This is a genomic window from Stappia sp. G46H5W, assembly GCF_058448995.1.
The window spans coordinates 52941-76126 of the sequence record NZ_JBZFLL010000006.1; the positions used below are offsets into that span (position 1 = coordinate 52941).

Here is a 23186-nt window from a genome sequence, read left to right on the forward strand (position 1 = left end):
GCACATGGATCCCACCTCGCTGATGGCGCTTGCCATCTATGCCTTCGTGATGTCGATCACGCCGGGCCCCAACAACCTGATGCTGACGACCTCCGGCCTCGTTTTCGGCATGGCCCGCACCTGGCCGCATATCTTGGGCATTCCCTTCGGCGTCGCGGTGCAGCTGAGCGCGGTCGGTGCCGGTCTCGGCGCCATCTTCGCGCTGGAGCCGCGGCTGCAGGTGGCGCTGAAGGTCATCGGCACGCTCTATCTGCTGTGGCTGGCGGCAAAGCTCTGGCGCGCGGGCGAATTGCGGGATGCCTCCATGGCCCGCCCCATCGGCTTCTTCCAGGCTGCCGCTTTCCAGTTCGTCAATCCGAAGGCCTGGCTGATCGCCGGCACGGTGATCGCCGCCTTCGTCGCGCCCGGCGAGGGCTATGCCGGCCGGCTGGCGATGGTCTGCCTCGTCTTCACCGTGATCGGCATTCCCTGCATGTCGGTCTGGGCGGCCTTCGGCGCAGGGCTGCGGCAAGTGCTCAAGGATCGGCGCAAGCTGCTGCTGGTCAACCGGACGATGGCCGCGCTCGCCGCCCTCACCGCCGTCCTGTTCTGGCTGTGAGGCAAGACGCCGATGACCCGCGAAACCGCACCCGTTGTCGCTTCCGCCGTCTCGCTCACCGAGGCGGGGGCCGACAATCTCTACGCCTGGGGCGAGGGCTGCCTCGGCTGGCGCCTGCTGGATCAGGAGGGCCTGCAGCTGCGCCAGGAGCTGATGCAGCCGGGCACCAGCGAGACGCCGCACCTGCACCGCCGTGCCCGCCAGGTCTTTTACGTGCTGGAGGGTGAGATGACCCTGCGCATGCCGGAAGGGGCGCTGCGCGCCCGCCCGCGCCAGGCGATCCACGTTCCGCCCGGCCGGCCGCATTGGGTGCGCAACGATGGCGCTGGCGATCTGGTCTTCGTCCTCGTCTCCTCGCCTTCGACCGCCGGCGACCGCATCGAGGTCGAGACGGACGGCTGGGCGCCCCTTCCTCCCGATAACGCAAACGACAAAGGTGACCTATGACCTCCCCGATCGTGCGGCCCCCGATTGTGCGGCCCGATGCCCTGCCGCTCCAGACCCAGCGCCATGGCGAGACCTTCGAGGCCGGCACGGCCGCCATCGCCGCGCCGCTTGGTGCCCGCCATCTCGGCGCGCGCTATGTGGAGGTGCCGGCCGGAAAGAAGGCCTGGCCGTTCCACTGCCATCACGCCAATGACGAGATGTTCGTGATCCTCGCCGGCTCCGGCCGGCTGCGCTACGGGGGCGATGAACACCCGGTCACCGCGGGCGATGTCGTCGTCTGCCCGGCCGGCGGGCCTGCGGCCGCGCACCAGCTGATCGCCGGACCGGACGCGCCGCTGCGCTATCTCGCCATCAGCAGCATGCGCGAGCCGGACGTGATGGAATATCCCGATAGCGGCAAGCTGGTGGTCTTTGCCGGCTCCGCCCCCGGCGGCGACAAGGCGGCGCGGCGGCTGGACCTAGTGCTGCGCGGCGATGCGACCGCCGGTTACTGGGACGGCGAGGCCTGACCCGCCTCGGCCAGCAGCCAGGCGCGCACGTTGCGGATCCGCCGGTCGCGTTCCAGCGCCGGCGGATAGCACAGATAGTAGCCGGCATTGGCCGGCACCTTGTGGGCGAACAGCGGCGTGAGCCGCCCGGCGGCGATGTCCTGTCCGGCGATCTCGATCCCGGCCAGGGTCACGCCGGCCCCGTCGATGGCGGCCTTGAGGCCGAGCCCGGCGGAATCGACGATGGTCACCGCCGCCGGCTGCAACGGCCCGCCCGGCAGCGACGCGTTCCAGCGGGCGAAATTTTCCCGCCGGTTCTGCGACAGGAAGAGGTTCGTGCGGTCGACACGGGCGCGTAACTCGTCCTCCCCGCCCGTCGCCATGCCGGGCGCGCCGAGCAGCCCCACCGTCTCCTCGAACAATCGCTCCGCGACGACGCCCGGCCATTGGCCGTCGCCATGCCGCACGGCCGCATCCGCCGCCCCGGCCGAAAGGTCCACCCGGTCCTGCCCGGTCGAGATCAGCAACTCGAACCCGGCACGGGCGAAGGGATAGCGGGTCAGCCGCGGCGACAGCCAGTGCGCGGCGAAGGTCGGCAGCATCGACAGGCGCAACGGGCCGAGCGTGCGCTCGCTCTTCAGCAGCCCCACCGCCCCGGCGATCCGGCCGAAGCCCGCCGTCAGCTCCGGCGACAGCATGCGTCCGGTCTCGGTCAGCTCCAGCCGCGGCCCGACGCGGCGCATCAGCTCCACGCCCAGCACCGATTCCAGCACGCGCAGCTGGTGGCTCACCGCCGACGGCGTGACGCCGATTTCGCCCGCCGCCTCCTTGATCGACAGATGGCGCGCCGCCGCCTCGAAGGCGCGCAGCGCCGTCAGCGGCACGCCGAGCCGCATGGGGCGGCCTGCCTCCTGCGGCGGCGAGAGGGCAGGCGAGGGAGAGGGGGCATGCTGGAGCATCTGGGGTCCGATCCGGTCAGGCGGGACTTTCACGAGCCGGGATGCTATTGGCTGTGACACTTCGATAAAACAGCAAAAGTGTCACGTTACACTTGAGGAGATTTCGCATGCGCCTGCGCTCTCCCTGGCGGCCCCGCCTGGCGGAAGGGTCCGGTTCGCCCGGAGAGCGGCTCGCGGCCGCCCTGTCGCAGGACATCCTGTCGGGCGCGCTTGAGGTCGGCGCGCGCCTTCCCGCGCAGCGCGATCTCGCCTGGCGCCTCGGCATCGGGCTCGGCACCGTGACCAAGGCCTATGCCGTGCTGGAACGGCGCGGCTTGCTGCGCTCGGTGCGCGGCTCGGGCAGCTTCGTCGCCGCCACCGAGGCGCGCAAGGGCCCGCTCATCGACCTGTCGCGCAACGCCCCGCCCTCCGGCGTCAGCGAGCGGCTGCTTGCCCGCACCCTGGCCGCCGTTTCCCGCAGGCTCGATGCGGATGTGTTCAACACCTATCCGCCGGTCGCCGGCCATGCCCGCTACCGCAACGAGATGGCCCGCTGGTTCCGCCGCCTCGGCATGGAGGCCGACCCGCAGTGCCTGTTGCTGGCGGGCGGCGCCCAGCATGCGCTCGCCGTCGCGCTCTCCACCCTTTGCGGCCCCGGCGGCACGCTGCTGGTCGAGGCGCAGACCTATCCCGGCGTCCTCGCCCTTGCCCGGCATATGGGCCTGCGCATCGTCGGCGTCGCCATGGACGGCGAAGGCATGCTGCCCGATGCACTGGACGAGGCACTACACGATCTTCGAGAGGAGGCGGGCGGCATCGCGGTCTACCTGACCCCGACCATGCAGAACCCGACCACCGGCTCGATGGGGCGCGGCCGGCGCGAGGCCATCGTCGCGGTCTGCCGGGCGCGCGACGTGATGCTGGTGGAGGACGATGTCTACACGCTGGCGCCGGAGGCGGAGTTTCCCCCGCTCGCCGGTCTTGCGCCCGAGCGCGTCGTCTACATCAACAGCCTGTCGAAGACCTTGAACCCCTCCTTGCGCGTCGGCGCGCTCGTCGTTCCCCCGGCCCTTGTCGCCCGCACGGAAGCTGCGCTCCATGCCAGCGGGCTGATGATCTCGCCGCTCGGCTGCGTGGTGATGGAACAATGGGTGCTCGACGGCACCGCCGAGGCGATCGGCACCGCCATCCGTGAGGAGGCCGCACGGCGCAGGGCGCTGGCCGGGACGATCCTCGGCCCCGCGATGCGCGACGCGCGCCATGTCGGCTATCACGTCTGGCTGCCGCTCGGCCCCCAGCTTGGACATGGGCAGGCCGCAGCGCTGGAGGCCGCCGCCCGGGCGCTGGGCATCCTCGTCACGCCGCCCGCCTCCACCGCCGCTGCGCCCGGCACCCCGGCGGATGAGGCCTCCTGCGGCGTGCGGCTGTGCCTCGGCGCGCCCGCCATGGACGAGCTGGAGACGGCGCTGCGCGCCATTGCCGGCCTTGTCGAAAATCTAGGGGCAGGCGCGTCGGCGCCTGTCCTAGCCTGACGCGCGCGCTCCGGCGGCAAAAGCATCGAACAGCCTCCGCCCCTCGCGCCAATCCCCGAGACCGCTCGCTCCGTTGATATGGCCGCGCGCGCCGATCTCGACGAGCCCGGCCCCCCAGTCTCGCGCCCGCCGGCGGGCATGTTCCGGCTTGCCGTAGGGATCGTCGCTGCTGGCGATGATCAGCGCCGGGAACGGCAGCGCCCGCGCCGGCACGTCGCGAAAGCTCGCTGCTTGAGTTGGAAAGGCCGGCCCGTCCGGGTCCGGCACGGCGACCAGGAAGGCCCCGCGCACGCGGCCCGAAAGCCGCATCCCCGCATGGGCGACCAGAAGGCAGGCGAGGCTGTGCGCGATCAGCAGCGGCGGGCGCGAAAAGCCGGCCAGTGCCTGCTCCAGCGCGCCCGTCCACTCGGCAAGCTCCGGCCGGTCCCAGTCGGCCGGGGCAAAGCGCCTCAGACCGGCATCCTCCGCTTCCCACAGGCTCTGCCAATGCGTCTCGCCCGATCCGCCGATGCCGGGAAGAACCAGTCCGTCTGTCATTGCGCGCCCGTCCCCTGGTTGCCGCGATGAGGAGACTACAGGCCCCTGGCCACCGAAGGAAACTGAAGGGATTTCAGGCGAGAGGGAGCATTTCTCACGGCCTTCCGGCTGCAGTGTTTTGGCGCGAAGTGTCCCTCATCCGTCCTGCCTGCGCATTTCGCCCTTTCAGGGCAGCGCTATCCTGCGGATACTGTCCCTTGCTAGGAGATACGGAAAATGTCCGCAGATACCGCTCTTATCGTCGTCGATGCCCAGGAATCCTTTCGCCACCGGTCCTACTTCCGCGAAGACGGGCTCAGCCTCTATCTGGAGCGCCAGCAGGCGCTGATCGACGGCGCCGCTGCCGCCGGCATCCCGCTGGTGCAGGTCTTCCATGTGGAAGAGACCGGCCCGTTCTCGGAAGGCTCCGGCTTCGTCGTGCCGCTGTCCCCGCTGCGCCTTGCCGCCGATGCGGTCTTCCGCAAGCGGCGCCACAGCGCGCTGGTCGGCAGCGGCCTCGATGTCTGGCTGACCGAGCGCGGCATCCGCCGGCTGATCGTCTCGGGCATCCGCACCGAGCAGTGCTGCGAGACCACCACGCGCCATGCCTCGGATCTTGGATACGAGGTCGACTTCGTCGGCGAGGCGACGCTGACCTTCCCGATGGTCGATGCGGCGGGGCGCGAGTGGAGCGCCGCCGAAATCCGCGCCCGCAGCGAGCTGGTGCTTGCCGGCCGCTTCGCCCGCATCGCCACGGTGGAGGAGGCGCTGGTCGCCGCCGCGGACGGTAGGCTCGCCGCATGAACGAGGCAGCGCGCGTGCGGACCATACCCGTCTTCGTCGTGGTTCCCCCGCGCGCGCTGCTGCTCGACATTGCCGGCCCGGTCGAGGTGCTGCGCAAGGCCAACATGGAGCAGGCGCAGCTATGCTTCGACGTCGCCTATGTCGGCCCGGTAGCGGACGTTACCAGCTCCGTCGGCCTTGCGGTTACCGGCATCGCGCCGCTGCCCGCCGCCTTGCCGGACGGGGCGATGGTGGTGGTCTCGGGCGCGGCCGACAGGCCGCTGGGGAGCGAGACCGACACGCGCAAGGACGACGCGCCGCTGGAAGCGGAGATCGCCGACTGGCTGCGCCGGGCGGTGCGCCCCGGCATCCGGCTGGTGACGATCTGTTCCGGCGCGCTGCTTGCCGCCCGTGCCGGCCTGCTTGAGGGCTGCGAATGCACCACCCATCACGCGGCGATCGAGGACCTGCGCCGCGCGGCACCCACCGCGCGGGTGCGCGACAACCGCCTGTTCGTGGAGGACGGCGAGCGGCTGACCAGCGCCGGCATCACCGCCGGCATCGATCTCATGCTGGCCATCGTCGCGCGCGAGGCCGGCCACGACGTGGCGCTTTCGGTCGCGCGCTATCTCGTCGTCTATCTGCGGCGCGGCGGCGCCGACCCGCAGCTTTCGCCCTGGCTGGAAGGGCGCAACCACATCCATCCCGCCATCCACCGGGTGCAGGACGCGGTCGCCGGCGATCCGGCCCGCGCCTGGACCGTCACGGCGCTCGCGCGCCTTGCCGCCACCAGCCCGCGCAATCTCTCGCGCCTGTTCAACGAGCATACCGGGCTCAGCGTCACCGACTTCGTCAACCGCATGCGCATCGCGCTGGCGCGCGAGATGGTGCTCGGCTCGCGGCTCGACATGGAGGAGATCGCCGCGCGTGCCGGCTTTTCCTCCGCCCGCCAGTTCCGCCGGGCCTGGAACCGGCTGCATCCCGCCTCGCCGACCAGCCTGCGCGCTGCCGCCTCCTGAGGGCGGAGCGACCTAGAGCGCGTGCGGCCGCCCTTCGGCGATCTCCAGCGCCCTGAGCGCGAAGCGCTCGGCGAGCGGCGCCAGTTTCGCGGCCTCCGGATCGGAGGCATTGCCGAGCCGTGCCCGCTCCGCGATGCCGACGAAGATCACGGCGAAGCGGTAGAGCGCGAAGGCCTTGTGGAAGGGCAGGAGCGGGGGCGAGCCGGGGGCCGCCTGCATGTAGCAGGCGACGAACTCGTCTTCCTGTGGCAATTGCATCGCGGCAAGGTCGATGCCCAGCAGCCCGCCATATTCCTCCGGCGCGGTGTGCCAGGGCATGCAGCAGAAGCCGAGATCGGCCAGCGGATGGCCGAGCGTCGACAGCTCCCAGTCGAGGATCGCCACCACCTTGGGTTCGCTCGGGTGGAACATCAGGTTGCCGAGCCGGAAATCGCCATGGCACAGCGACACGCGTCCGTCGTCCGCCGGCTGGTTGGCGCTCAGCCAGTCGAACAGCGCCTCGATCGGAGGGATCGGCGCCAGCTCCGACTGGCGATATTGCCGGTCCCATCGGCTGATCTGCCGCTCGAAATAGTTGCCCGGCTTGCCGTAGTCGCCAAGGCCGACCTCCTCCGGCACGATGGCGTGCATCGCCGCCATCGCCTCGGCCGCCGCCATCCAGATGGCGCGGCGCTCGCTTGCCGGGAGCTCCTGCAGCGAGGTGTCGGTGAAGACGCGCCCCTCGACCCGCTCCATCAGGTAGAACGGCGTGCCGATCACCTCGGCGTCCTCGCAATAGAGCACCGGGCGCGGCACCGGCACGCCGGTCGGCGCCAGCGCCTGCAGCACCCGATATTCCCGGTCGATGGCATGGGCCCCGCGCAGGATCGGCCCGCCCGGCTGCTTGCGCAGCACGTAGCGTTTGTGTCCCCGGTCCAGGAAGAAGGACGGGTTGGACTGGCCGCCGCCGATCCGCTCCAGCGTTATCCCCGTTTCCGCGGGGCCGAGCTCGGCATCGAGCCGCGCGGCGAGCCTCCCCGCGTCGAAGCCGGGTCCGCTCATTCTCCGGTCTCCCAGCGCCAGGCGTCGCGCCCGTCCTTTTCCAGGTGCCGATAGAGCACCATCTTGTGCACCTCGTCGGCGCCGTCGACCAGCCGCGCCTGGCGGGCGTAGCGGTAGATCCATTCCAGCACGGTGTCCTTGGAATAGCCGCGCGCGCCGTTGATCTGGATCGCCGTGTCGGCCGCCTTGTGCAGCAGGTTGGCGACATGCACCTTGGCCATCGACACTTCCTTCTGGGCGTAGCCGCCCCGGTCGATCTCCCAGGCGGCCTTCATCACCAGCATGCGGCCGATCTCGATCTGCATCGCCAGCTCGCCGAGCATCACCTGCACGCTCTCCCGGTCGGCCAGCCGCACGCCGAAGCCCATCCGCTTGGAGGCGTAGTCGCGGGCGATCTCGACGCAGCGCTTGGACAGGCCGAGCCAGCGCATGCAGTGGGTCAGGCGCGCCGGCCCGAGCCGCGTCTGCGTCGCCTTGAGGCCCCGTCCTTCGCCGATCAGCACGTTCTCCGCCGGGATGCGAAGCCCGTCGAAGCGCAGCTCGCAATGCCCGCCATGCTCTTCCGGTCCCATGATCGGGATGCGCCGGATGATTTCCCAGCCCGGCTGGTCGCGGTGGAACAGGAAGGCGGTGTGCCCGGCGCGCGCATCGTCCGAGGTGCGGGCGATCAGCACGAAATGCGCCGCATCCTCCGCGCCGGTGATGAACCACTTGTGCCCGGTGACCACATAGTCGTCGCCCTCGCGCACGGCGCGGGTCTGCATCATGCCGGGGTCGGAGCCCCCGCCCGGATGCGGCTCGGTCATCACGAAGGCCGAGCGCACCTTGCCCTGCGCGATCGGCGCAAGCCACCGCTCCTTCTGCTCCGGCGTGCCGAGCGCTTCCAGCATCATCATGTTGCCGTCGTCGGGCGCGGCGGAGTTGAAGACGACCGGCCCGAAGATCGACCGGTTCATCTCCTCGTAGCACACGGCCATGCCCATCTTGCCGACGCCGCGGCCGCCGTTCTCGCGCGACAGCTGCAGGCACCACAGGCCCTGCTCGCGGGCCTTGGCGCGCATCTTCGCCAGCACATCCGGGGCGATGTTCTCGTGCGCGTCGTAGGACGCCGGATCGCTCTCCAGCGGGATCAGGTGCTCTTCGACGAAGGCGGCGATCTCGGCGCGCAGGCCGGCGATCTCGGGGGAAAGGGTGAAATCCATGAATGCCCTCACAATCCAGAAACCAGATGACCGCCGTCCACAGCAATGACCGAGCCCGTCATGTAGGCGGACCGGTCGCTGGCCAGCAGCAGCAGCGGTGCGTCGAGATCGCCCTGCGATCCCAGCCGCCGCTGCGGGATGCGGCCGATCAGCGCCTTGCCCGCCTCGGTGGCGAAGAATTCGGCATTGATCGGCGTCTCAATATAGCCCGGGCACAGCGCGTTGACGCGAATGCCGTAGCGCGCCCACTCCAGCGCCAGCGCCTTGGTCAGCTGTACCAGCCCCGCCTTCGAGGCGGTATAGGCGGCAAGATGGCCGGAGACGCGCAGGCCCAGGATCGAGGCGATGTTGACGATGGAGCCGCCGCCCGCCTCGCGCATGCCGGCCGCCGCCGCCCGCGCCACCGCGAAGGCGCCGGTCAGGTTGGTGTCGATGACGCCGGCAAAGTCTTCCGCCGTCATGGAAAGCGCGGCGCCCGCGCCGGAAACGCCCGCATTGTTGATGAGGATGTCGAAGGGCGCGCGCCCGGCGAACAGCGCCGCGACGCTGTCCGCGTCGGCGACATTCATCTCCGCCGCCTCGGCGTCGTGCCCCGCCTCGCGCAGGGCAGCGGCATTCGCCTCCACCTTGTCGAGACGCCGCGCCGCCAGCGTCACGCTGGCGCCGGCCTCCGCCAGCACCTTGGCGAAATGCTCGCCGAGCCCGCTCGAGGCGCCGGTGACCAGCGCCCGCTTTCCGTCAAGCCGCAAGTCCATGACCGCCCCTCACGCCTCGCCGCGCCGCTTGCGCTCGGCATCGTCCCAGGCAGTCAGCGCCTGATAGTCGGGCACGAAGCCGAGCCCCTTGCGTGCGTCGGAGGAGACCGCGTCTTGCGAGGTTACCACGTCGATCACCGCCGGCGCGTTGGCCAGCCCCCGGCGGATGGCGTCCGCCAGATCGTCCGGGTTCTCCACCCGCTCGCCATGGGCGCCGAGCGCGCGGGCCATCGCCGCATAGTCGGAATGGCGCAGCACCGTGCCGATCACCCGGCCGCCGTAGTTGTATTCCTGGTCGTAACGCTCGATGTTCCAGGCCGCGTTGTTGGAGACGATGACGACGATCTTCGCCCCGTGCCGCACGGCGGTGTCGATCTCCATGGCGTTAATGCCGTAGGCGCCGTCGCCCGTCACGGTGATCACCTGCCGGTCGGGGCAGGCAAGGGCAGCGGCGACCGCGAAGGGCACGCCGACGCCCAGGCACCCGAAGGCGCCGGCATCGAAATAGGTCGAGGCGGACAGCCCGACCCGGGCGAAGCTCAGGAGGTCGCCGCCGTCGGCAACGGCGATGTAGTCGGGCTCGGCCACGTCCTTCAGCGCCTCGAAGATCGCCATCGGATGGATCTTGCCGTCCTTGCCGGTGCGCGGCGCCGGGGTCTTGTCCCCGGCCTCGATGCGGGCGCGGTGCTTGGCGCGCAGGCCCTCCAGCCAGGCGCCGTCGCGGCTGCCGGCATCGTTGCCGAGCGCCTCGCTCAGCGCATCGAGCGCCAGATCCACCGAGGCGAGCAGCTCCGGATCGCCGCGCCGGTTGTCCAGCAGCTCTCCGTCCGTGTCGGAGATGCGGATGAAGCGGGCGTGCGGGAAGACGGCCGGAGAGCCGAAGCCGAGCTGGTAGTCGAGCTTGCGCCCCAGCGTGATGACGAGGTCGGCCTCGCTCATCGCCGCCGCGCGCACCGCGCCCACCACCGAGGGATGGTCGGCCGGCACCAGGCCGCGGCTTTCCTGCGTGTCGAGATAGAGCGCGTCCGCCGCATCGAGGAAGCGCACCAGCGCCGTGCCGGCATCGCGTGCGCCCCGGCCGCTGATCACCAGCGGGCGCCGCGCCGCGCGGATCGCTTCGGCGGCTTGCCTGATGCGGTCGGGATGCGGCACGAGGCGGCGCGGGGTGAGCGGGCGCAGCCAGTCGTCCGGCACCAGATTGGCGGCGACGCGGGTGCGCAGCACGTCGGTCGGCACCTCGATATAGGCCGGCCCCGGCTCGCCGGCCGCGCCGAAGGCCCGCGCCATCGCTTCGTCCAGCTCGCGCAGCACCTGGTCGGCAACGCGCGCGGTGCGGGCGTAGCGGGTGACCGGGCGCAGGATGTCGACATGCGGGATGTCCTGCAGCGGGCCCATGTTGGCCTGCGGCCGCGAGGTGCAGCCACCGATCAGCAGCACCGGCGTGCGGGCGAGCGAGGCATTGGCCATGCCGGTCACGCAATTGGTGACGCCGGGCCCGGCGGTGGCCATCGCCACGCCCAGCCCGCCCGTCAGCTCCGCATGGGCCTGCGCCATGTGGATCGCCGCGCCCTCGTCGCGCACGTCGATGATCTCGATGCCGCGCCGGCCGAGGTGATCCCAGATCGGCTGGATATGCCCGCCCTGCAGGCCGAAGACGCGCCGTACGCCGCGCCGTTGCAGCGCCTCCGCGATCCAGGCGGCGACGCTGTCCTCGTCGCGGTTGAGGTCCTGCTGCTCGCTCAATGTCTCTCTCCCTGAACTTGCCGTGTCTTGTCGTCTCTTGTCGCGTGTCGCGCCGGCGCCTCCCGCGCCGGCTGCGGTCAGTTTCCGTCCCCGCTCAGCATGTCGCGCAGCACCCGGTGCAGGATCTTGCCGGTCGCCGTGCGCGGCATGTCGGCCTGGTCCAGCACCACGATCTTGCGCGGGCGCTTGTAGCCGGCGAGCTTGCCGCGCGACCATTCGATGATCTCGTCCGGAGTGACGGCCGGGTCGCGCAGCACCACGGCGGCGGCGACCCGCTCGCCCCATGTGTCGTCCGGGCAGCCGACCACGGCCACGTCGCTGATCGCCGGATGGCCGGCCAGCACCGCCTCCACCTCGGACGGGTAGACGTTCTCGCCGCCGGAAATGATCATGTTCTTCTTGCGGTCGATCAGGCGGATGTAGCCCTCGGCATCGTGCAGGGCCATGTCGCCGACCGACAGGTACGGCCCCCGCAGCGCCTCGGCGGTCTTGTCCGGCAGGTTCCAGTAGCCGTCGAAGGCATAAGGCCCGCAGGAGAACAGCTCGCCCGGCTGGCCGTCCGGCACCTCGTTGCCGTTCTCGTCGAGCAGGCGGATCGGCGCGGAGCCGACCACCTCGCGGCCGACCGTGCCCAGATGGTCGAACTGCTCGTTCGGGTGCAGCATGGTCACCCAGCCGGCTTCGGTCGAGCCGTAGAGCTCGAACAGGCCGGAATTGGGGAACATCTCCATCACCTGCCGCTTGGTCTCGGCGCGCGCCGGGGCGGAGGAGATCATCAGCTTCTCCACCCGCTCGAAGCCGGCGGTGCCGCGCTGGGCCGGCGGCACGTCCAGCATCAGCGAGAAGTGCGTCGGCACCAATGAGGTGAAGGTGACGCCGGTCTCGCCGATGGTGCGCAGGCACAGCGCCGGATCGAAACTCTGGCGCGAGAACACGGTCACCGCCGCGCCGATATAGAGGAAGGAGGTGAAGAAGTTCAGCGAGTTGGCATGGCACATCGGCATGACCAGCAGCGCGTCGTCGCCGCGCTTCAGGCTCAGCTCGATCTGCGTCATCAGCGCCAGCATCGCCATGCCGCGATGGCCGCGAATCGCGCCCTTCGGCTTGCCGGTGGTGCCGGACGTGTACATCAGGCACCAGGGATCGTCGATGCCGGCCGGGGCCTGCGGCTCGTCGGCGGAGGCCGCCGCGATCAGGTCCTCATAACCGGTCCAGCCGGCCGGCGTCTTGCCTCCGCCCGCCGGGGCGATGTGGATGTAGCGGCGCTCTTCCAGCGACAGCGCCTCGCGCATCTCGCCGGCGATGCCGATCAAGGCCTCCTCGGCGATCAGCGCCGACACACCGCTGTCCTGACAGATATCGAGCGCTTCGGGAGCGGTCAGGCGGAAGTTGATCGGCACGGCGACGAGGCCGGCCTTGGCGAGCGCAGCGTAGATCTCCGCCCATTCCACCCGGTTGTAGGCCAGCACCGCGACCCGCGCGCCCTTGGCAAGGCCTAGGTCCAGCAGGCCGTTGGCCAGCCGGCAGGCCCGCTCGTTCCATTGGCGAAAGGTCATCGCGCGTTCCAGGTCGCGCGCACCGATGCGCTCGGGCTGCAGCCGCGCCTGCGCGCTCAGCATCTGCCCGACGGTCAGCATGGGATGCATGCCGGTAGTCCTCCCGTTCGTCGTCGTTCGTTCCGACCTCTTCCCTCCGTTCCCGGCGGCCGTTGCGCACCCGTCCCTCCATGGGGCGCCGCAAGCCGTTCTTCCCGGCTACGGCGTCTTCTTGCTCTCCGGCGCCTCGTCCGGCCGTCTGCGCAGCGCCGTTTCCAGCGCGCCGGCCGCATCGAGGTCGTGCCGCATCATCAGCTCTTCCGCCCGCTCGGGCTGGCCCGCAGTCACGGCCTGGAGAATTTCCGCGTGCTGGCGCCAGATCTCGTCCGGCAGCTGCGCGTGGCGCAGCACGTCGCTCATCGCCCTGCGCAGGAAGCGCCAATGCGGTTCCGCCGCCCTGTCGAGCAGCGGATTGCCCGAGCCCTCGTATATCAGCCCGTGAAATTCGGCGTCATGGCGCACCTGGTCTCCCACAGCCCCATTTCGCACCGCCGTTTCGCCGAGCTTCAGGATCTTTCCGCCGCGCTCCGCGAGATCGCGCGCCGTTGCCGCATCGTCCCGGCAGCGCTCGGCGGCGCCGCGCGCGGCCAGCCCGTCGAGCACGGCGCGGATGTCGTAGTGGTGGCGCATCAGGTCGAGATCGAGCGGGGTGACGTGCAGCCCGCGCCGACCGATCTCGGCGACCATGCCGTCGGCCTTCAGCAGCGCCATCGCCTGCTGGATCGGCTGGCGCGACACGCCGAAGCGCTCGGCGAGCTGCTCCTGGACGAGATGCGCGCCGGCCGGCAGGGCGCCGTCGAAGATCTCGTTGGCGATCGCGTCGTAGACCTGCTGGGTCAGGCTCGGGCTGGTGCGGATCTGGTTCATCGTTGAACTCCGAATTCTGAATTCAGAATGTGGTGACGGCGCGCTTCTGTCAAGCGGCAGGTGTGGCGGGCCGGGCGAGTGCGGCCGGCAGCGCGCCGGCGGAAGGACCGGTATTGAGTATCAACGCCTTGCGCCGAAAAAGAAAACGCGCGCGAACCGGATGGTCCGCGCGCGTCGTATCTCGCATCAAGCTTGCGCCGGATCCGGCGGCTCAGGCCTCGCTGAGGATCATCGCCTGGATGTCCTCGCGCGTGCCGAAGCCGAGTTCCACGGCGGTCTCGGTGACGCTTCTGTCCCGCGCCAGCGCGGTCTTGGCGATCTTCGCCGCATTGGCATAGCCCAGATGCGGCACCAGCATCGTCGCCAGCACCAGGCTGTTCTCCAGCGCGCCCTCGCACTGCGCCGCGTTGGCCTCGATCCCGGCGACGCAGCGCTCCGCCAGCGTGTCCATCGCCTGCATCAGGATGCGCATCGACTGCAGCACGTTGAGCAGGATGATCGGCTCCATCGCGTTGAGCTGCAGCTGGCCGGCCTCCGCCGCCATGGTCACGGTCAGGTCGTTGCCGACCACCTGGAACGCCACCTGGTTGACCACTTCCGGGATCACCGGGTTGATCTTGCCCGGCATGATCGAGGAGCCGGCCTGCACCGGCGGCAGGCGGATCTCGTTGAAGCCCGAGCGCGGGCCCGACGACAGCAGCCGCAGGTCGTTGCAGATCTTCGACAGCTTCACCGCGATGCGCTTCAGCACGCCAGAAAAGGTCACATAGGCGCCGGTGTCGGAGGACGCCTCGATCAGGTCGACGGCAAGCTTCGCCTGCATGCCGGTGATCCGCGACAGCTCCGCCACCGCCTTCTCCGGATAACCGGCAGGGGCGTTGACCCTGGTGCCGATGGCGGTGCCGCCGAGATTGACCTCCAGCAGCAGGCGCGACAGCTGGCCGATGATCGCCACGTCCTCGTCGATGGTGGCGGCAAAGCCGGCGAATTCCTGGCCGAGCGTCATCGGCACCGCATCCTGCAACTGGGTGCGGCCGATCTTGCGCACCTGCGCGAAGGCCCGCGCCCGCTCGGCGAAGGCGGCGGACAGGCGCCGCTGCGCGTCCTGGAACGGGCTGCACTGGCTGACGATGGCCAGCCGCATGGCGGTCGGGTAGACGTCGTTGGTCGACTGCGAGCGGTTGACGTCGTCATTGGGATGCAGCCTGGCGTATTCGCCGGGCTGGTGGCCCATGCGCAGCAGGGCGAGGTTCGCGATCACTTCGTTGGCGTTCATGTTGGTCGAGGTGCCGGCGCCGCCCTGGATCATGTCGACCCGGAAATGCGCCATGTGGTGTCCGGCGATGATCTCCTCGCACACCGCCGCGATGGCCGCATGCTTGTCCTTCGCCAGCACGCCGAGCTCCAGGTTGGCGTTGGCGGCGGCAAGCTTCACCCAGGCGAGCGCCCGCACGAATTCGGGAAAATGCGACAGCGGAATCCCCGAGATGGGGAAGTTCGCGATGGCACGCTGCGTGTGGATGCCCCACAGGCACTCGTGCGGCAGGTCCATCTGGCCGAGGCTGTCTTCCTCGCGCCGCATCTGCACTGTCATTCCGGTCTCCATTGCGCGGGTCTTGCGCCCGCGTCTTTCAAGCTCGGCAAAATGGAAAACGGGCCGCCTTGCGGCGGCCCGTCGCTCGTCGTGTCGCCGCTTACTTCCAGCGGGCGGGGTCCCAGGCCTCTCGGTCGAGGTCGAGATCGGGGAACTTCGCCGGATCGAAGATCGGGCGAGCGACGCCGGCCTTCAGCTGGGCGCGGAAGTCGTCGACCACGCGCATCGCCGTCGGGAACAGCATCAGGATGGCCACCAGGTTGACCAGCGCCAGCACGCCCATCATCGGGTCGGAGAAGAAGAACACGGACGTCGCCGAGGGGGCCGCCGCGCCCATGAAGACGAGGCCGAGGATCAGCAGCCGCAGCCCGTTCAGCGCCGTCTTGGAGTCGGTCATCGCCGCCAGCGCGTTCTCGCCCAGATAGACGTTATAGATGATCGACGAGAAGGCGAAGAGCAGGATCGCCAGCGTCAGCGCGTAGCGCGACCACTCGCCGAAATGGCTCGCCAGCGACTGCTGGGTCAGCACCACGCCATCGATGCCTTCCGCACCCGGCGTGTAGACGTCGCCGAGCAGGATCAGGAAGGCGGTGCAGGAGCAGATGACGATGGTGTCGATGAACACGGAGAAGGCCTGGGTCACGCCCTGGCTGACCGGATGGCGCACCAATGCGGTTGCCGCCACGTTCGGCGCCGAGCCGAGACCGGCCTCGTTGGAGAACAGGCCGCGGCGCAGGCCTTGCGCGATGGCTGCGCCCATGCCGCCGGCAATCGCCTCCTCGTAGCCGAAGGCGCTGGAGACGATGCGGGCGATCACCGACGGGATCTCCTGGATGTTGAGCGCGATGGCGATGATGGCTAGGCCCAGATAGCCGACCGCCATGATCGGCACCACGACGTCGGCTGCCTTGGCGATGCGCTTGATGCCGCCGAAGATCACGAAGCCGGTGACGATGGTCAGGAAGGCGCCGGTGATCATCCGGTCGATCCCGAGCGAATCCTGCACCGCGCCTGCCACCGTATTGCCCTGGAAGGCGTTGAAGCCGAGGCCGAAGGCGGCCAGCAGGCAGATGGCGTAGACGATGGCCAGCCAGTTGTACTGGTGGCCGAGGCCCCGGCGGATGTAGTCGGCCGGCCCGCCGCGGAAGGAGTGCTCGCCGTCCTTGCGCTTGTAGACCTGCGCCAGCGTGCATTCGACCAGGCTGGTGGCCATGCCGACCAGCGCGATGCACCACATCCAGAACACCGCGCCCGGTCCGCCGAGCGTGATCGCCACGGCGACGCCGGCGATGTTGCCGCCGCCCACGCGCCCGCCGACCGACACCAGCAGCGCCTCGCGGGCGCTGATCGCGTTGGGATCGTTGTTCTGGTTGCGGCCCGACAGCACGCGGAACATGCGGCCGAAGAACTCGATCTGCACGAAGCCGGACATGATGGTGATGAACACGCCGAACACCACCAGAATCGGGATCAGCGCCCAGCCCCAGGTCAGTGCGTCGACATAGCCGAAGAGCGTTTTCAGAAACTCCATGTGACCCTCCCATTCACGACGAGCCCCCGCTCGTCTCTACTGAGGTCGGCGGGCCGTGCCCGCCAGAAAATTCCCTCAAGATCCGGGCCTTCCGTCAAAGACCCGGCGGACCCTCCCGGCCCGAGCCGCAACAATAGGCTGCGTGCGCTCCCGCCCCAATTGCGCGAAATGGAGCAGAATGGTGCAATGTGGTGCATTTTGCGCAACATCTTGCGCCTGGTGATCAGTCCGATAGCTCGATCCACAGGTGCGCCAGCGCCGCTTCCGGCGTTTCCGGTCCGCCGTTTTCCACGCCCGCACGCCACAGCATGGCACCGGCGGCATAGGACCCGGGCGACAACCCGCCTTCCTCGCACTGGCTGACCGCGCGGATGCGGCAGCCGCGCTGCACCGCCTGCGCCAGCGCCGCTTCCAGGGCCGGGTCGGCCATCGCCGTGCCCGCGCCGTAGACCCGCAGCACCGCTCCGTCCAGTTCGGCCAGCGCTCCGGCCAGGGCCCCGGCCGGCAGGCCCGGCGACAGGGTCAGGATCGCCAGCCGCTTGTCGGCGAAGCGGCGGCGGCGATAGGGGCCGGACAGCGGCGCTTGCGGCACCGAGCGGAAGGCGTCGGCGTCCTGCGAATTGTGTTTCACCAGTCCGGCGGCGGCCATGATCGCGCCGTTGAAGGCAAGCCGCACGCCGGCCGGTCCCTCGCGCACCGCATCCAGCGCCAGCTTCAGGTTGCCTTCCGCATCGCCTTCGACGCCGAGCGGCTGCATCGACCCGCACAGCAGCACGGGCAGCGGCAGGCCGGCCAGCGCCTGTGCCAGCGCGGCGCCGGTAAAGGCCATGGTGTCGGTGCCGTGGGTGATGATGACGCCGGCCCGCCCCGGCATGTCCGCGCAGCGCGCGGCGAACGTGTCGATGACTTCCAGCATCGCGTTCCAGTGATCCGGGCCGATGGCCGAACTGTCGATCAGCGGATCGAAGACATGCAGCGTCAGCCGCGCGTCGGCCGGGGCCAGCCGGCGCGCCGCCGCCTCGACCAGACCCTTGGTCGGAGCCAGCCCGTCCGGGCCGGGCGCCATGCCGATCGTGCCGCCGGTGTGGAGCAGAAGGATCTCGGCCATCGTCACCCCGCCCGCCGCAGTGCCGTGGGCGCGGACAATGCCCGCCGTGCCAGCGCATCGGCCACGAGATCCGTCACGTCGACCAGCTGCTTGTCCGTTTCGATGTCGGCGATCAGCGGCAGTTCGGTGCAGGCCAGCAGCACCGTGTCGGCATCGAGGCCGGCGACCAGCTCGGCCAGGCGCGGGCGCAAGGATGCGTCCCCGCTGCCCAGCCGCTTCACGTCCTCGATCAGCCGGTGCAGCGCGCCTGCATCGCCCGGCAGCTCCACCTCGACCAACTGCGGCAGGTCGCGATAGGCCGACCACTCGTCCATCGCCGTCACCGGTCCGGCGCCGAGCAACGCCAGCTTGCGCGTGCCGCTGCGGGCGATCCAGTCGGCCAGCACGCCCTGAAAGGAGACCAGCTGCGCGGCAAGGCCCAGCTCCTCGATACGCGGCGCATACCAGTTCAGCGTGTTGCAGGCGATGGCATAGGCCTCCACCTGCGGTGCGATGATGTCGAGCGTGTCGCGCATCGCCGACCACACGGCGGTGTCGTTTCCGGCCAGGTCCATGGACAGGCCGAGCCGGGGCTCGGACACGACGATGACGCGCGGGGCGTCGAGATCGCCGCGGAACGCTGCGCCCATCAGCTGCTGATTGCGCCGCAGCACCTTGGCCCACAGGTCGAGCCCGGCCTCCGGTCCCGAGCCGGCGATGATGCCGAGGCTCGCCCGCGCGCGCGCCGGCGGCGCCTCGCTGCTGGCCCTGCGGCCGGTGTCGTTCTGCATCCCTCGTCTCCGCGATGGTTCGGTGCCCATGGTCCCCGCAGGGTGATTCACCGTGCATGTCTCGGGCAATTGTGCAATTGAGTGGGAACCGGCGCTTTCGGGCGCGAAAAATGCACCAAAGCGCATCATGCATCCTTTCGGCACCAATCTCCGCCTGCTGTGCGGCTACCGGCCTTCCATCGCCCGCGTGGCGCAGGACCTGAAGATCAACCGCAGCCAGCTCAACCGCTATCTTGCGGGAAGCTCCTTCCCGCGCAACGCCTTGATGCGGAAGATCTGCGATTATTTCGGCGTCGAGCCGCACGAGATGCTGCTGCCGGAAGAGGAGTTCGCCCGCCTGGTGAAGCTGCGCGGCCTTGCCGCCGACACGCTCACCCGGAACTTCCGCCAGCATCTCGACCAGATCTTCGCGCGGGGCGATCCGCGCATCTTCAACCTCGTCGGCACCTTCTTCGAATATTACTATTCCATGTCCTCGCGCGGCCAGATCGTGCGGGCGCTGGTGTCCTTTTCCATCGAGGGCGAGCACGTCTTCTATCGCCGGCTGGAGCGCATGGGGCCGTTCGACCGGACCTGCCGGCGCCACTACCGCTACCAGGGGGCGGCGCTGCTGACCGGCGACCGGGTGTTCCTCAACGATTACGAATACAGCGCCGGCATCGAGATCACCCAGACCGTGCTCTATCCCGACTATGCCCATCGCTGGACGCGGCTGCACGGGGTCAAGGTCGGCGTCTCGGCCAACCGCGACCACGTGCCTTGCGCCGTGCGCACCTATCTGGAGCGCACGCTGCCGCGCATGCCGCTGGCCGGCTCGCTGCGCCGCTGCGGCCTGTTCGATGCCGACAGCCCGGACATCCCGGCCTATGTGCTGCCGATGATCGACAACACCCGCTCCGGCAACCACGTCTTCGAGGCCTATGCCGACGAGCGCGGCTGAGCCCGCCGGCGTCTCGGCAAGGAGGGGGGCCGGCAACAAAAAAAACCCGCCGGGAGGGGCTCCCGGCGGGTCTTGGAGTACGGCCTTGCGGCTTGCCTCAGGCGGCGACCAGCTCTTCCAGCTTGCGCTCGGCTTCGCCGATCGAGGCCTCGCGGGCCTCCGGGCCGAAGGCCAGCTTCTCGGCATAGACGAAGGTGATGTCGGTGATGCCGATGAAGTTCAGCATCGTGCGCAGGTGCGGCTCCTGCGAATCCATCTGCTTGGCAGGGCCTTCGCTGTAGAGACCGCCGCGGGTCGCAACGACGATGGCGCGCTTGCCGGTCATCAGGCCTTCCGGGCCTGCCTCGGTGTAGCGGAACGACACGCCGGCGCGCAGCACGTAGTCGAACCAGGACTTCAGGGTCGAGGGAATGCCGAAATTGTACATCGGCGCGCCGATGACCAGAACGTCGGCGGCCTTGACCTCGGCGATCAGCTCGTCGGACAATTTCTGGGCGGCGGCCTGCGCCGCGTTCGCCGGCTCGCCGCCGCGAATGGCGGTGGCGCCGTCGAGGTCGAGATGCGGCACCTGGCCGGCACCGAGATCGCGAACGGTCAGCTGCAGGTCCGGGTTGCGGGACTTGAGCTGGTCGATCGTGTCGTTGACCAGCTTGTTGGATGCGGACGCATCACCCAGCGCGCTGCTGGTGATGGCGAGAACCTTCAAAGTCGAGGGCATGACCCTGTTCCTTCCGATAATGTTGTACCCCACAGGTAGTCGTCCTCGTGCGGCACCAGAACTCCCGAAATCCGCACCACACTGTTGCGCCAGCAGGAACGCCGGATGATCGAACTGGAAGACATGCGCTACTTCGTCGAGGTTGCCGAGAGCGGCGGCTTCAGCCGGGCTGCCGCCCGTCTCGGCGTCTCCAAATCCATCGTCAGCCGGCGTATCGCCCGCATCGAGGAGCATCTGGGCGCGCGCCTGCTCAACCGCACCACGCGCGGCGTCACCGCCAGCGATGCCGGGATGGAGTTCAAGGCGCGGGCCGAACGGCTCCTTGCCGACTACGACGAAGCGCTCGATGCGGTCGCCGCCCATGGCGGCGAGGTGGTCGGCCGGCTGCGCGTCTCGGCGCCGCTCTCCTTCGGCATCCAGCATCTGGCGCCGGTGCTGGCCGAGCTTGCCGCCGACCATCCGCGGCTGGAGCTCGACGTCTCGCTGTCCGACCGGCTGGTCGACCTGATCGGCGAGCGGCTCGATGCGGCGATCCGCATCGGCAAGCTGGAAGATTCCAGCCATGTCGCCCGCCGCATCGCGCCGATCCGCTCTCTCGTCGTCGCCAGCCCCGCCTATCTCGCCCGCAAGGGCCGGCCGACGCGGCCGGAGGAGTTGGCGACCGACCACGACTGCCTGATCTATACCGGCAGCCGCTCGCCCGAATGGGTCTTCACGCGGGGCGAGGAGACCGTCTCCGTGCGCCCGCGCGGCCGGCTCCGCAGCGACAGCGGCGAGACGCTGGTCGCCTGGGCCCTTGCCGGTCTCGGCATCGTCCAGATGCCGTCCTTCCTGCTCGGCGACACGGTCGACAAGGGCACCCTCGTCCCGCTTCTGCTTGACCATCCCTTGCCTGAATACGGCATGTATGTCGTCCGCCCGCCCGGCCCGCACACGCCCGGCAAGGTCAGGGCGCTGACGGAGGCCCTGCTGCGCCATTTCGGCGGCACGCCGGACTGGGACCGCTGCGTGCGCCACGTGGCGGAGGCGGAGGCCGCCGCTCGGGCATCGGGCAAGGCCGGCACGCGGGGATAATCGGACAGCGGTCGGGGCGGCCTTGCCGGGGATAACCGGCGCCGTGCGGCCATCGGCCGCTCTCTTTCGCCGACCTAGCCCGGATTGGGCGATTTTGCGCGCGCCGTCTCGAAAATCGCGCCGATTGAGACGGAATTTCGCAAAATCCGCCTCGAAATTCTCCAACCGCCCGGCGGGTGTGCAGTCCCCTGTCGCGCGGGCTTCCATACCTGCCGGAAAATCGTGCTAACCTGTGGGTCTTGTTGGGCTTTGCGCCGTGCGGCGCGCTCGCGTTCGGAAGGTTGCGATGACCGTTCTCCCCAGGCTGACATTCCACGGCGCCGCCGGCGGCGTCACCGGATCCTGCCACCGTCTCGAGACGGCAGGCGGCACCGTTCTGCTCGACTGCGGCATGTTCCAGGGCTCCAAGACCGAGAAGGAGCTGAACTACCGGCCCTTCCCCTTTTCCGTCGGCGACGTCGACGCGGTCGTCCTCAGCCATGCCCATATCGACCATTCCGGCCTGCTGCCGAAGCTGGTCCGCGACGGCTATTCCGGGCCGATCTACGCCACCGGCGCGACGTTCGAGCTGTGCAGCGTCATGCTTCCCGACAGTGCCCACATCCAGGAGATCGAGGTCGAGCAGCTGAACCGGCGCAACCGCCGGCGCCGCCGCCGCGACACGGTCGAGCCGATCTATACCGGTGCGGATGCGCAGGCGACGCTGGCGCTTTTCCACCCCTTTGCCTATGGCGACTGGTTCCAGGTCCTGCCCGGCCTGCGCGCCCGTTTCTGGAACGCCGGCCACCTGCTCGGCTCCGCCTCGGTCGAGCTGGAACTCGCCGAACCCCCGATGAAACTGCTGTTTTCCGGCGATATCGGCCCGGACTACAAGCTGATGCACCCGGATCCGGAAGGCCCCAGCGGCATCGACTACCTGATCTGCGAGAGCACTTATGGCGACACCGACCGGGAGGACGCTACCCCCGCCCACCGGCGCGGCCAGCTGCGCGCCGAGGTGAAGGCGGCGATGCACCCGGACGGCGCCCTGCTGATCCCGTCCTTCGCGGTCGAGCGGGCCCAGGAGCTGATCAGCGACCTGTGCCAGCTGATGGCCGAGAAGGCGCTGCCCGAGATCCCGATCTATGTCGATTCGCCGCTGGCGGCCGCCGCGACCCGCGTCTTCGCCCGCCATGCCCGCGAGCTGGAAAGCGGCGACGTTCTGCTCAAGGGGCTGGCCGCCCGCAACCTGCACATGACGGAGACGGTCGAGCAGAGCAAGGCGCTCGACCGCGTCCGCGGCTTCCACATCGTCATCGCGGCGAGCGGCATGTGCGAGGCCGGCCGCATCCGCCACCGGCTGAAGAACTGGCTGTGGCGCGACGAGGGAACGGTCCTGCTGGTCGGCTATCAGGCGAACGGTACGCTCGGCCGCATTCTCCAGGACGGCGCCCCGTCCGTCCGCATCCAGGGCGAAGAGTTCTCCGTGCGCGCCCGCATCCGCTCCATCGACCTCTATTCCGGCCATGCCGACGGGCCGGAGCTGACGAGCTGGGTCGAAAAGCGCCTGCCGCTGGCGCACGATATCTTCCTGGTTCACGGCGAGCGGGAGGCGATCGACGGCCTGGCCGACCGGCTTGCCGGCCTGATCGAGCCCGACCATGTGCTGAAACCGGGCCTCGACGAAAGCTTCGAACTGACGCCGAGCGGTGCCGTCCGCCTTGCCGGCGAGGTGCCGCCGCGCGTGCCGCGCGAGGAGGTCGGGCATCTCGACTGGCACAACGACGTCACCCGTCTGCTGCTCGACATCAGCGACCGGCTTGCGGCAGAAACCGACGAAAAGAGCCGGAATGTCGTGATTCGCCGCCTGCGCCGCGCGCTTGCCGGCGAGGAGGACGGCCGCTAGGCGAGGCGCCATTCGCCCCGCCTGTCCGCGACAAACTTGCAA

Annotated in this window: 22 protein-coding genes; 9 read left to right on the forward strand and 13 right to left on the reverse strand. The window is 69.6% G+C overall.

Annotated elements, in window-relative coordinates:
* Nucleotides 1–4: 4 nt before the first annotated feature.
* The 3 genes from ACVJ6E_RS18490 to ACVJ6E_RS18500 are packed head-to-tail and all read left to right on the forward strand — an operon-like array spanning nucleotide 5 to nucleotide 1554.
* On the forward strand, nucleotides 5–598 hold the full coding sequence (locus ACVJ6E_RS18490) for a LysE family translocator (RefSeq protein WP_067222903.1): 594 nt from the start codon (nucleotides 5–7) through the stop codon (nucleotides 596–598).
* Nucleotides 599–610: 12 nt separating this feature from the next.
* On the forward strand, nucleotides 611–1045 hold the full coding sequence (locus tag ACVJ6E_RS18495; protein ID WP_120270681.1) for a cupin domain-containing protein: 435 nt from the start codon (nucleotides 611–613) through the stop codon (nucleotides 1043–1045).
* Nucleotides 1042–1554 (forward strand): cupin domain-containing protein, encoded by a 513-nt coding sequence (locus tag ACVJ6E_RS18500; protein ID WP_120270680.1) that lies wholly within the window; start codon nucleotides 1042–1044, stop codon nucleotides 1552–1554. Before ACVJ6E_RS18495 ends, ACVJ6E_RS18500 begins: the two co-directional genes overlap by 4 nt.
* Here the strand turns inward: ACVJ6E_RS18500 and ACVJ6E_RS18505 are convergent.
* Entirely contained in the window at nucleotides 1533–2492 is a 960-nt protein-coding gene (locus tag ACVJ6E_RS18505) for a LysR substrate-binding domain-containing protein (protein ID WP_491676509.1), read from the reverse strand. The two genes, ACVJ6E_RS18500 and ACVJ6E_RS18505, sit on opposite strands and share 22 nt — an antisense overlap.
* Before the next feature lie 107 nt (nucleotides 2493–2599).
* On the opposite strand from ACVJ6E_RS18505, the gene ACVJ6E_RS18510 reads away from it, so the two are divergent.
* On the forward strand, nucleotides 2600–4003 hold the full coding sequence (locus tag ACVJ6E_RS18510) for an aminotransferase-like domain-containing protein (RefSeq protein ID WP_120270678.1): 1404 nt from the start codon (nucleotides 2600–2602) through the stop codon (nucleotides 4001–4003).
* On the opposite strand, the gene ACVJ6E_RS18515 is transcribed toward ACVJ6E_RS18510, so the two are convergent.
* Entirely contained in the window at nucleotides 3995–4540 is a 546-nt protein-coding gene (locus ACVJ6E_RS18515) for an alpha/beta hydrolase (protein ID WP_120270677.1), read from the reverse strand. The two genes, ACVJ6E_RS18510 and ACVJ6E_RS18515, sit on opposite strands and share 9 nt — an antisense overlap.
* Before the next feature lie 216 nt (nucleotides 4541–4756).
* On the opposite strand from ACVJ6E_RS18515, the gene ACVJ6E_RS18520 reads away from it, so the two are divergent.
* Both ACVJ6E_RS18520 and ACVJ6E_RS18525 read left to right on the forward strand, forming a co-directional pair.
* The gene (locus ACVJ6E_RS18520; RefSeq protein ID WP_120270676.1) at nucleotides 4757–5323 is read left to right on the forward strand and encodes an isochorismatase family protein; all 567 of its coding nucleotides are present in this window, start codon (nucleotides 4757–4759) and stop codon (nucleotides 5321–5323) included.
* Entirely contained in the window at nucleotides 5320–6321 is a 1002-nt protein-coding gene (locus ACVJ6E_RS18525) for a helix-turn-helix domain-containing protein (RefSeq protein WP_120270675.1), read from the forward strand. Before ACVJ6E_RS18520 ends, ACVJ6E_RS18525 begins: the two co-directional genes overlap by 4 nt.
* A gap of 12 nt (nucleotides 6322–6333) precedes the next feature.
* On the opposite strand, the gene ACVJ6E_RS18530 is transcribed toward ACVJ6E_RS18525, so the two are convergent.
* The 10 genes from ACVJ6E_RS18530 to ACVJ6E_RS18575 form a co-directional block, all read right to left on the reverse strand.
* On the reverse strand, nucleotides 6334–7362 hold the full coding sequence (locus ACVJ6E_RS18530) for a phosphotransferase family protein (protein ID WP_120270674.1): 1029 nt from the start codon (nucleotides 7360–7362) through the stop codon (nucleotides 6334–6336).
* Complete coding sequence (locus ACVJ6E_RS18535) at nucleotides 7359–8564, reverse strand: acyl-CoA dehydrogenase family protein (RefSeq protein WP_120270673.1); 1206 nt, start codon at nucleotides 8562–8564, stop codon at nucleotides 7359–7361. Before ACVJ6E_RS18535 ends, ACVJ6E_RS18530 begins: the two co-directional genes overlap by 4 nt.
* 8 nt (nucleotides 8565–8572) lie before the next feature.
* Nucleotides 8573–9319, reverse strand: coding sequence for an SDR family oxidoreductase (locus ACVJ6E_RS18540; protein WP_120270672.1), 747 nt, complete (start codon nucleotides 9317–9319; stop codon nucleotides 8573–8575).
* A gap of 9 nt (nucleotides 9320–9328) precedes the next feature.
* A complete protein-coding gene (locus ACVJ6E_RS18545) occupies nucleotides 9329–11062 on the reverse strand; it encodes a 2-hydroxyacyl-CoA lyase (protein ID WP_120270671.1) in 1734 nt (577 codons plus the stop codon).
* A 77-nt stretch (nucleotides 11063–11139) separates the two neighbouring features.
* The gene (locus tag ACVJ6E_RS18550; protein ID WP_120270670.1) at nucleotides 11140–12708 is read right to left on the reverse strand and encodes an AMP-binding protein; all 1569 of its coding nucleotides are present in this window, start codon (nucleotides 12706–12708) and stop codon (nucleotides 11140–11142) included.
* A gap of 108 nt (nucleotides 12709–12816) precedes the next feature.
* On the reverse strand, nucleotides 12817–13524 hold the full coding sequence (locus tag ACVJ6E_RS18555; RefSeq protein WP_120270669.1) for a GntR family transcriptional regulator: 708 nt from the start codon (nucleotides 13522–13524) through the stop codon (nucleotides 12817–12819).
* 211 nt (nucleotides 13525–13735) lie between these two features.
* Nucleotides 13736–15118 (reverse strand): aspartate ammonia-lyase, encoded by a 1383-nt coding sequence (locus tag ACVJ6E_RS18560; RefSeq protein ID WP_120270760.1) that lies wholly within the window; start codon nucleotides 15116–15118, stop codon nucleotides 13736–13738.
* A gap of 100 nt (nucleotides 15119–15218) precedes the next feature.
* A complete protein-coding gene (locus ACVJ6E_RS18565; protein WP_120270668.1) occupies nucleotides 15219–16649 on the reverse strand; it encodes an alanine/glycine:cation symporter family protein in 1431 nt (476 codons plus the stop codon).
* Between the two features lie 223 nt (nucleotides 16650–16872).
* Nucleotides 16873–17757 (reverse strand): asparaginase domain-containing protein, encoded by an 885-nt coding sequence (locus tag ACVJ6E_RS18570; protein ID WP_120270667.1) that lies wholly within the window; start codon nucleotides 17755–17757, stop codon nucleotides 16873–16875.
* A gap of 2 nt (nucleotides 17758–17759) precedes the next feature.
* Entirely contained in the window at nucleotides 17760–18527 is a 768-nt protein-coding gene (locus ACVJ6E_RS18575) for an aspartate/glutamate racemase family protein (RefSeq protein WP_120270666.1), read from the reverse strand.
* Between the two features lie 127 nt (nucleotides 18528–18654).
* Between ACVJ6E_RS18575 and ACVJ6E_RS18580 the strand changes: the two genes are divergently transcribed.
* Entirely contained in the window at nucleotides 18655–19467 is an 813-nt protein-coding gene (locus ACVJ6E_RS18580; RefSeq protein WP_120270665.1) for a helix-turn-helix domain-containing protein, read from the forward strand.
* Between the two features lie 97 nt (nucleotides 19468–19564).
* Here the strand turns inward: ACVJ6E_RS18580 and ACVJ6E_RS18585 are convergent, their stop codons facing one another.
* Complete coding sequence (locus ACVJ6E_RS18585) at nucleotides 19565–20185, reverse strand: FMN-dependent NADH-azoreductase (protein ID WP_120270664.1); 621 nt, start codon at nucleotides 20183–20185, stop codon at nucleotides 19565–19567.
* Nucleotides 20186–20290: 105 nt separating this feature from the next.
* Between ACVJ6E_RS18585 and ACVJ6E_RS18590 the strand changes: the two genes are divergently transcribed.
* Entirely contained in the window at nucleotides 20291–21259 is a 969-nt protein-coding gene (locus ACVJ6E_RS18590) for a LysR family transcriptional regulator (RefSeq protein ID WP_120270663.1), read from the forward strand.
* A 286-nt stretch (nucleotides 21260–21545) separates the two neighbouring features.
* Nucleotides 21546–23144 (forward strand): MBL fold metallo-hydrolase, encoded by a 1599-nt coding sequence (locus ACVJ6E_RS18595; protein ID WP_120270662.1) that lies wholly within the window; start codon nucleotides 21546–21548, stop codon nucleotides 23142–23144.
* Nucleotides 23145–23186 lie beyond the last annotated feature (42 nt).

Bases quoted from the DNA above. Each gene is read 5' to 3' on its own strand.
- ACVJ6E_RS18505 (WP_491676509.1), bottom strand. From the start codon at position 2,492: ATGCTCCAGCATGCCCCCTCTCCCTCGCCTGCCCTCTCGCCGCCGCAG.
- ACVJ6E_RS18565 (WP_120270668.1), bottom strand. From the start codon at position 16,649: ATGGAGTTTCTGAAAACGCTCTTCGGCTATGTCGACGCACTGACCTGG.
- ACVJ6E_RS18570 (WP_120270667.1), bottom strand. From the start codon at position 17,757: ATGGCCGAGATCCTTCTGCTCCACACCGGCGGCACGATCGGCATGGCG.
- ACVJ6E_RS18585 (WP_120270664.1), bottom strand. From the start codon at position 20,185: ATGCCCTCGACTTTGAAGGTTCTCGCCATCACCAGCAGCGCGCTGGGT.
- ACVJ6E_RS18595 (WP_120270662.1), top strand. From the start codon at position 21,546: ATGACCGTTCTCCCCAGGCTGACATTCCACGGCGCCGCCGGCGGCGTC.
- ACVJ6E_RS18530 (WP_120270674.1), bottom strand. From the start codon at position 7,362: ATGAGCGGACCCGGCTTCGACGCGGGGAGGCTCGCCGCGCGGCTCGAT.
- ACVJ6E_RS18495 (WP_120270681.1), top strand. From the start codon at position 611: ATGACCCGCGAAACCGCACCCGTTGTCGCTTCCGCCGTCTCGCTCACC.
- ACVJ6E_RS18590 (WP_120270663.1), top strand. From the start codon at position 20,291: ATGATCGAACTGGAAGACATGCGCTACTTCGTCGAGGTTGCCGAGAGC.
- ACVJ6E_RS18520 (WP_120270676.1), top strand. From the start codon at position 4,757: ATGTCCGCAGATACCGCTCTTATCGTCGTCGATGCCCAGGAATCCTTT.
- ACVJ6E_RS18540 (WP_120270672.1), bottom strand. From the start codon at position 9,319: ATGGACTTGCGGCTTGACGGAAAGCGGGCGCTGGTCACCGGCGCCTCG.
- ACVJ6E_RS18575 (WP_120270666.1), bottom strand. From the start codon at position 18,527: ATGCAGAACGACACCGGCCGCAGGGCCAGCAGCGAGGCGCCGCCGGCG.
- ACVJ6E_RS18510 (WP_120270678.1), top strand. From the start codon at position 2,600: ATGCGCCTGCGCTCTCCCTGGCGGCCCCGCCTGGCGGAAGGGTCCGGT.
- ACVJ6E_RS18550 (WP_120270670.1), bottom strand. From the start codon at position 12,708: ATGCATCCCATGCTGACCGTCGGGCAGATGCTGAGCGCGCAGGCGCGG.
- ACVJ6E_RS18555 (WP_120270669.1), bottom strand. From the start codon at position 13,524: ATGAACCAGATCCGCACCAGCCCGAGCCTGACCCAGCAGGTCTACGAC.
- ACVJ6E_RS18525 (WP_120270675.1), top strand. From the start codon at position 5,320: ATGAACGAGGCAGCGCGCGTGCGGACCATACCCGTCTTCGTCGTGGTT.
- ACVJ6E_RS18535 (WP_120270673.1), bottom strand. From the start codon at position 8,564: ATGGATTTCACCCTTTCCCCCGAGATCGCCGGCCTGCGCGCCGAGATC.
- ACVJ6E_RS18515 (WP_120270677.1), bottom strand. From the start codon at position 4,540: ATGACAGACGGACTGGTTCTTCCCGGCATCGGCGGATCGGGCGAGACG.
- ACVJ6E_RS18580 (WP_120270665.1), top strand. From the start codon at position 18,655: ATGCATCCTTTCGGCACCAATCTCCGCCTGCTGTGCGGCTACCGGCCT.
- ACVJ6E_RS18500 (WP_120270680.1), top strand. From the start codon at position 1,042: ATGACCTCCCCGATCGTGCGGCCCCCGATTGTGCGGCCCGATGCCCTG.
- ACVJ6E_RS18490 (WP_067222903.1), top strand. From the start codon at position 5: ATGGATCCCACCTCGCTGATGGCGCTTGCCATCTATGCCTTCGTGATG.
- ACVJ6E_RS18560 (WP_120270760.1), bottom strand. From the start codon at position 15,118: ATGACAGTGCAGATGCGGCGCGAGGAAGACAGCCTCGGCCAGATGGAC.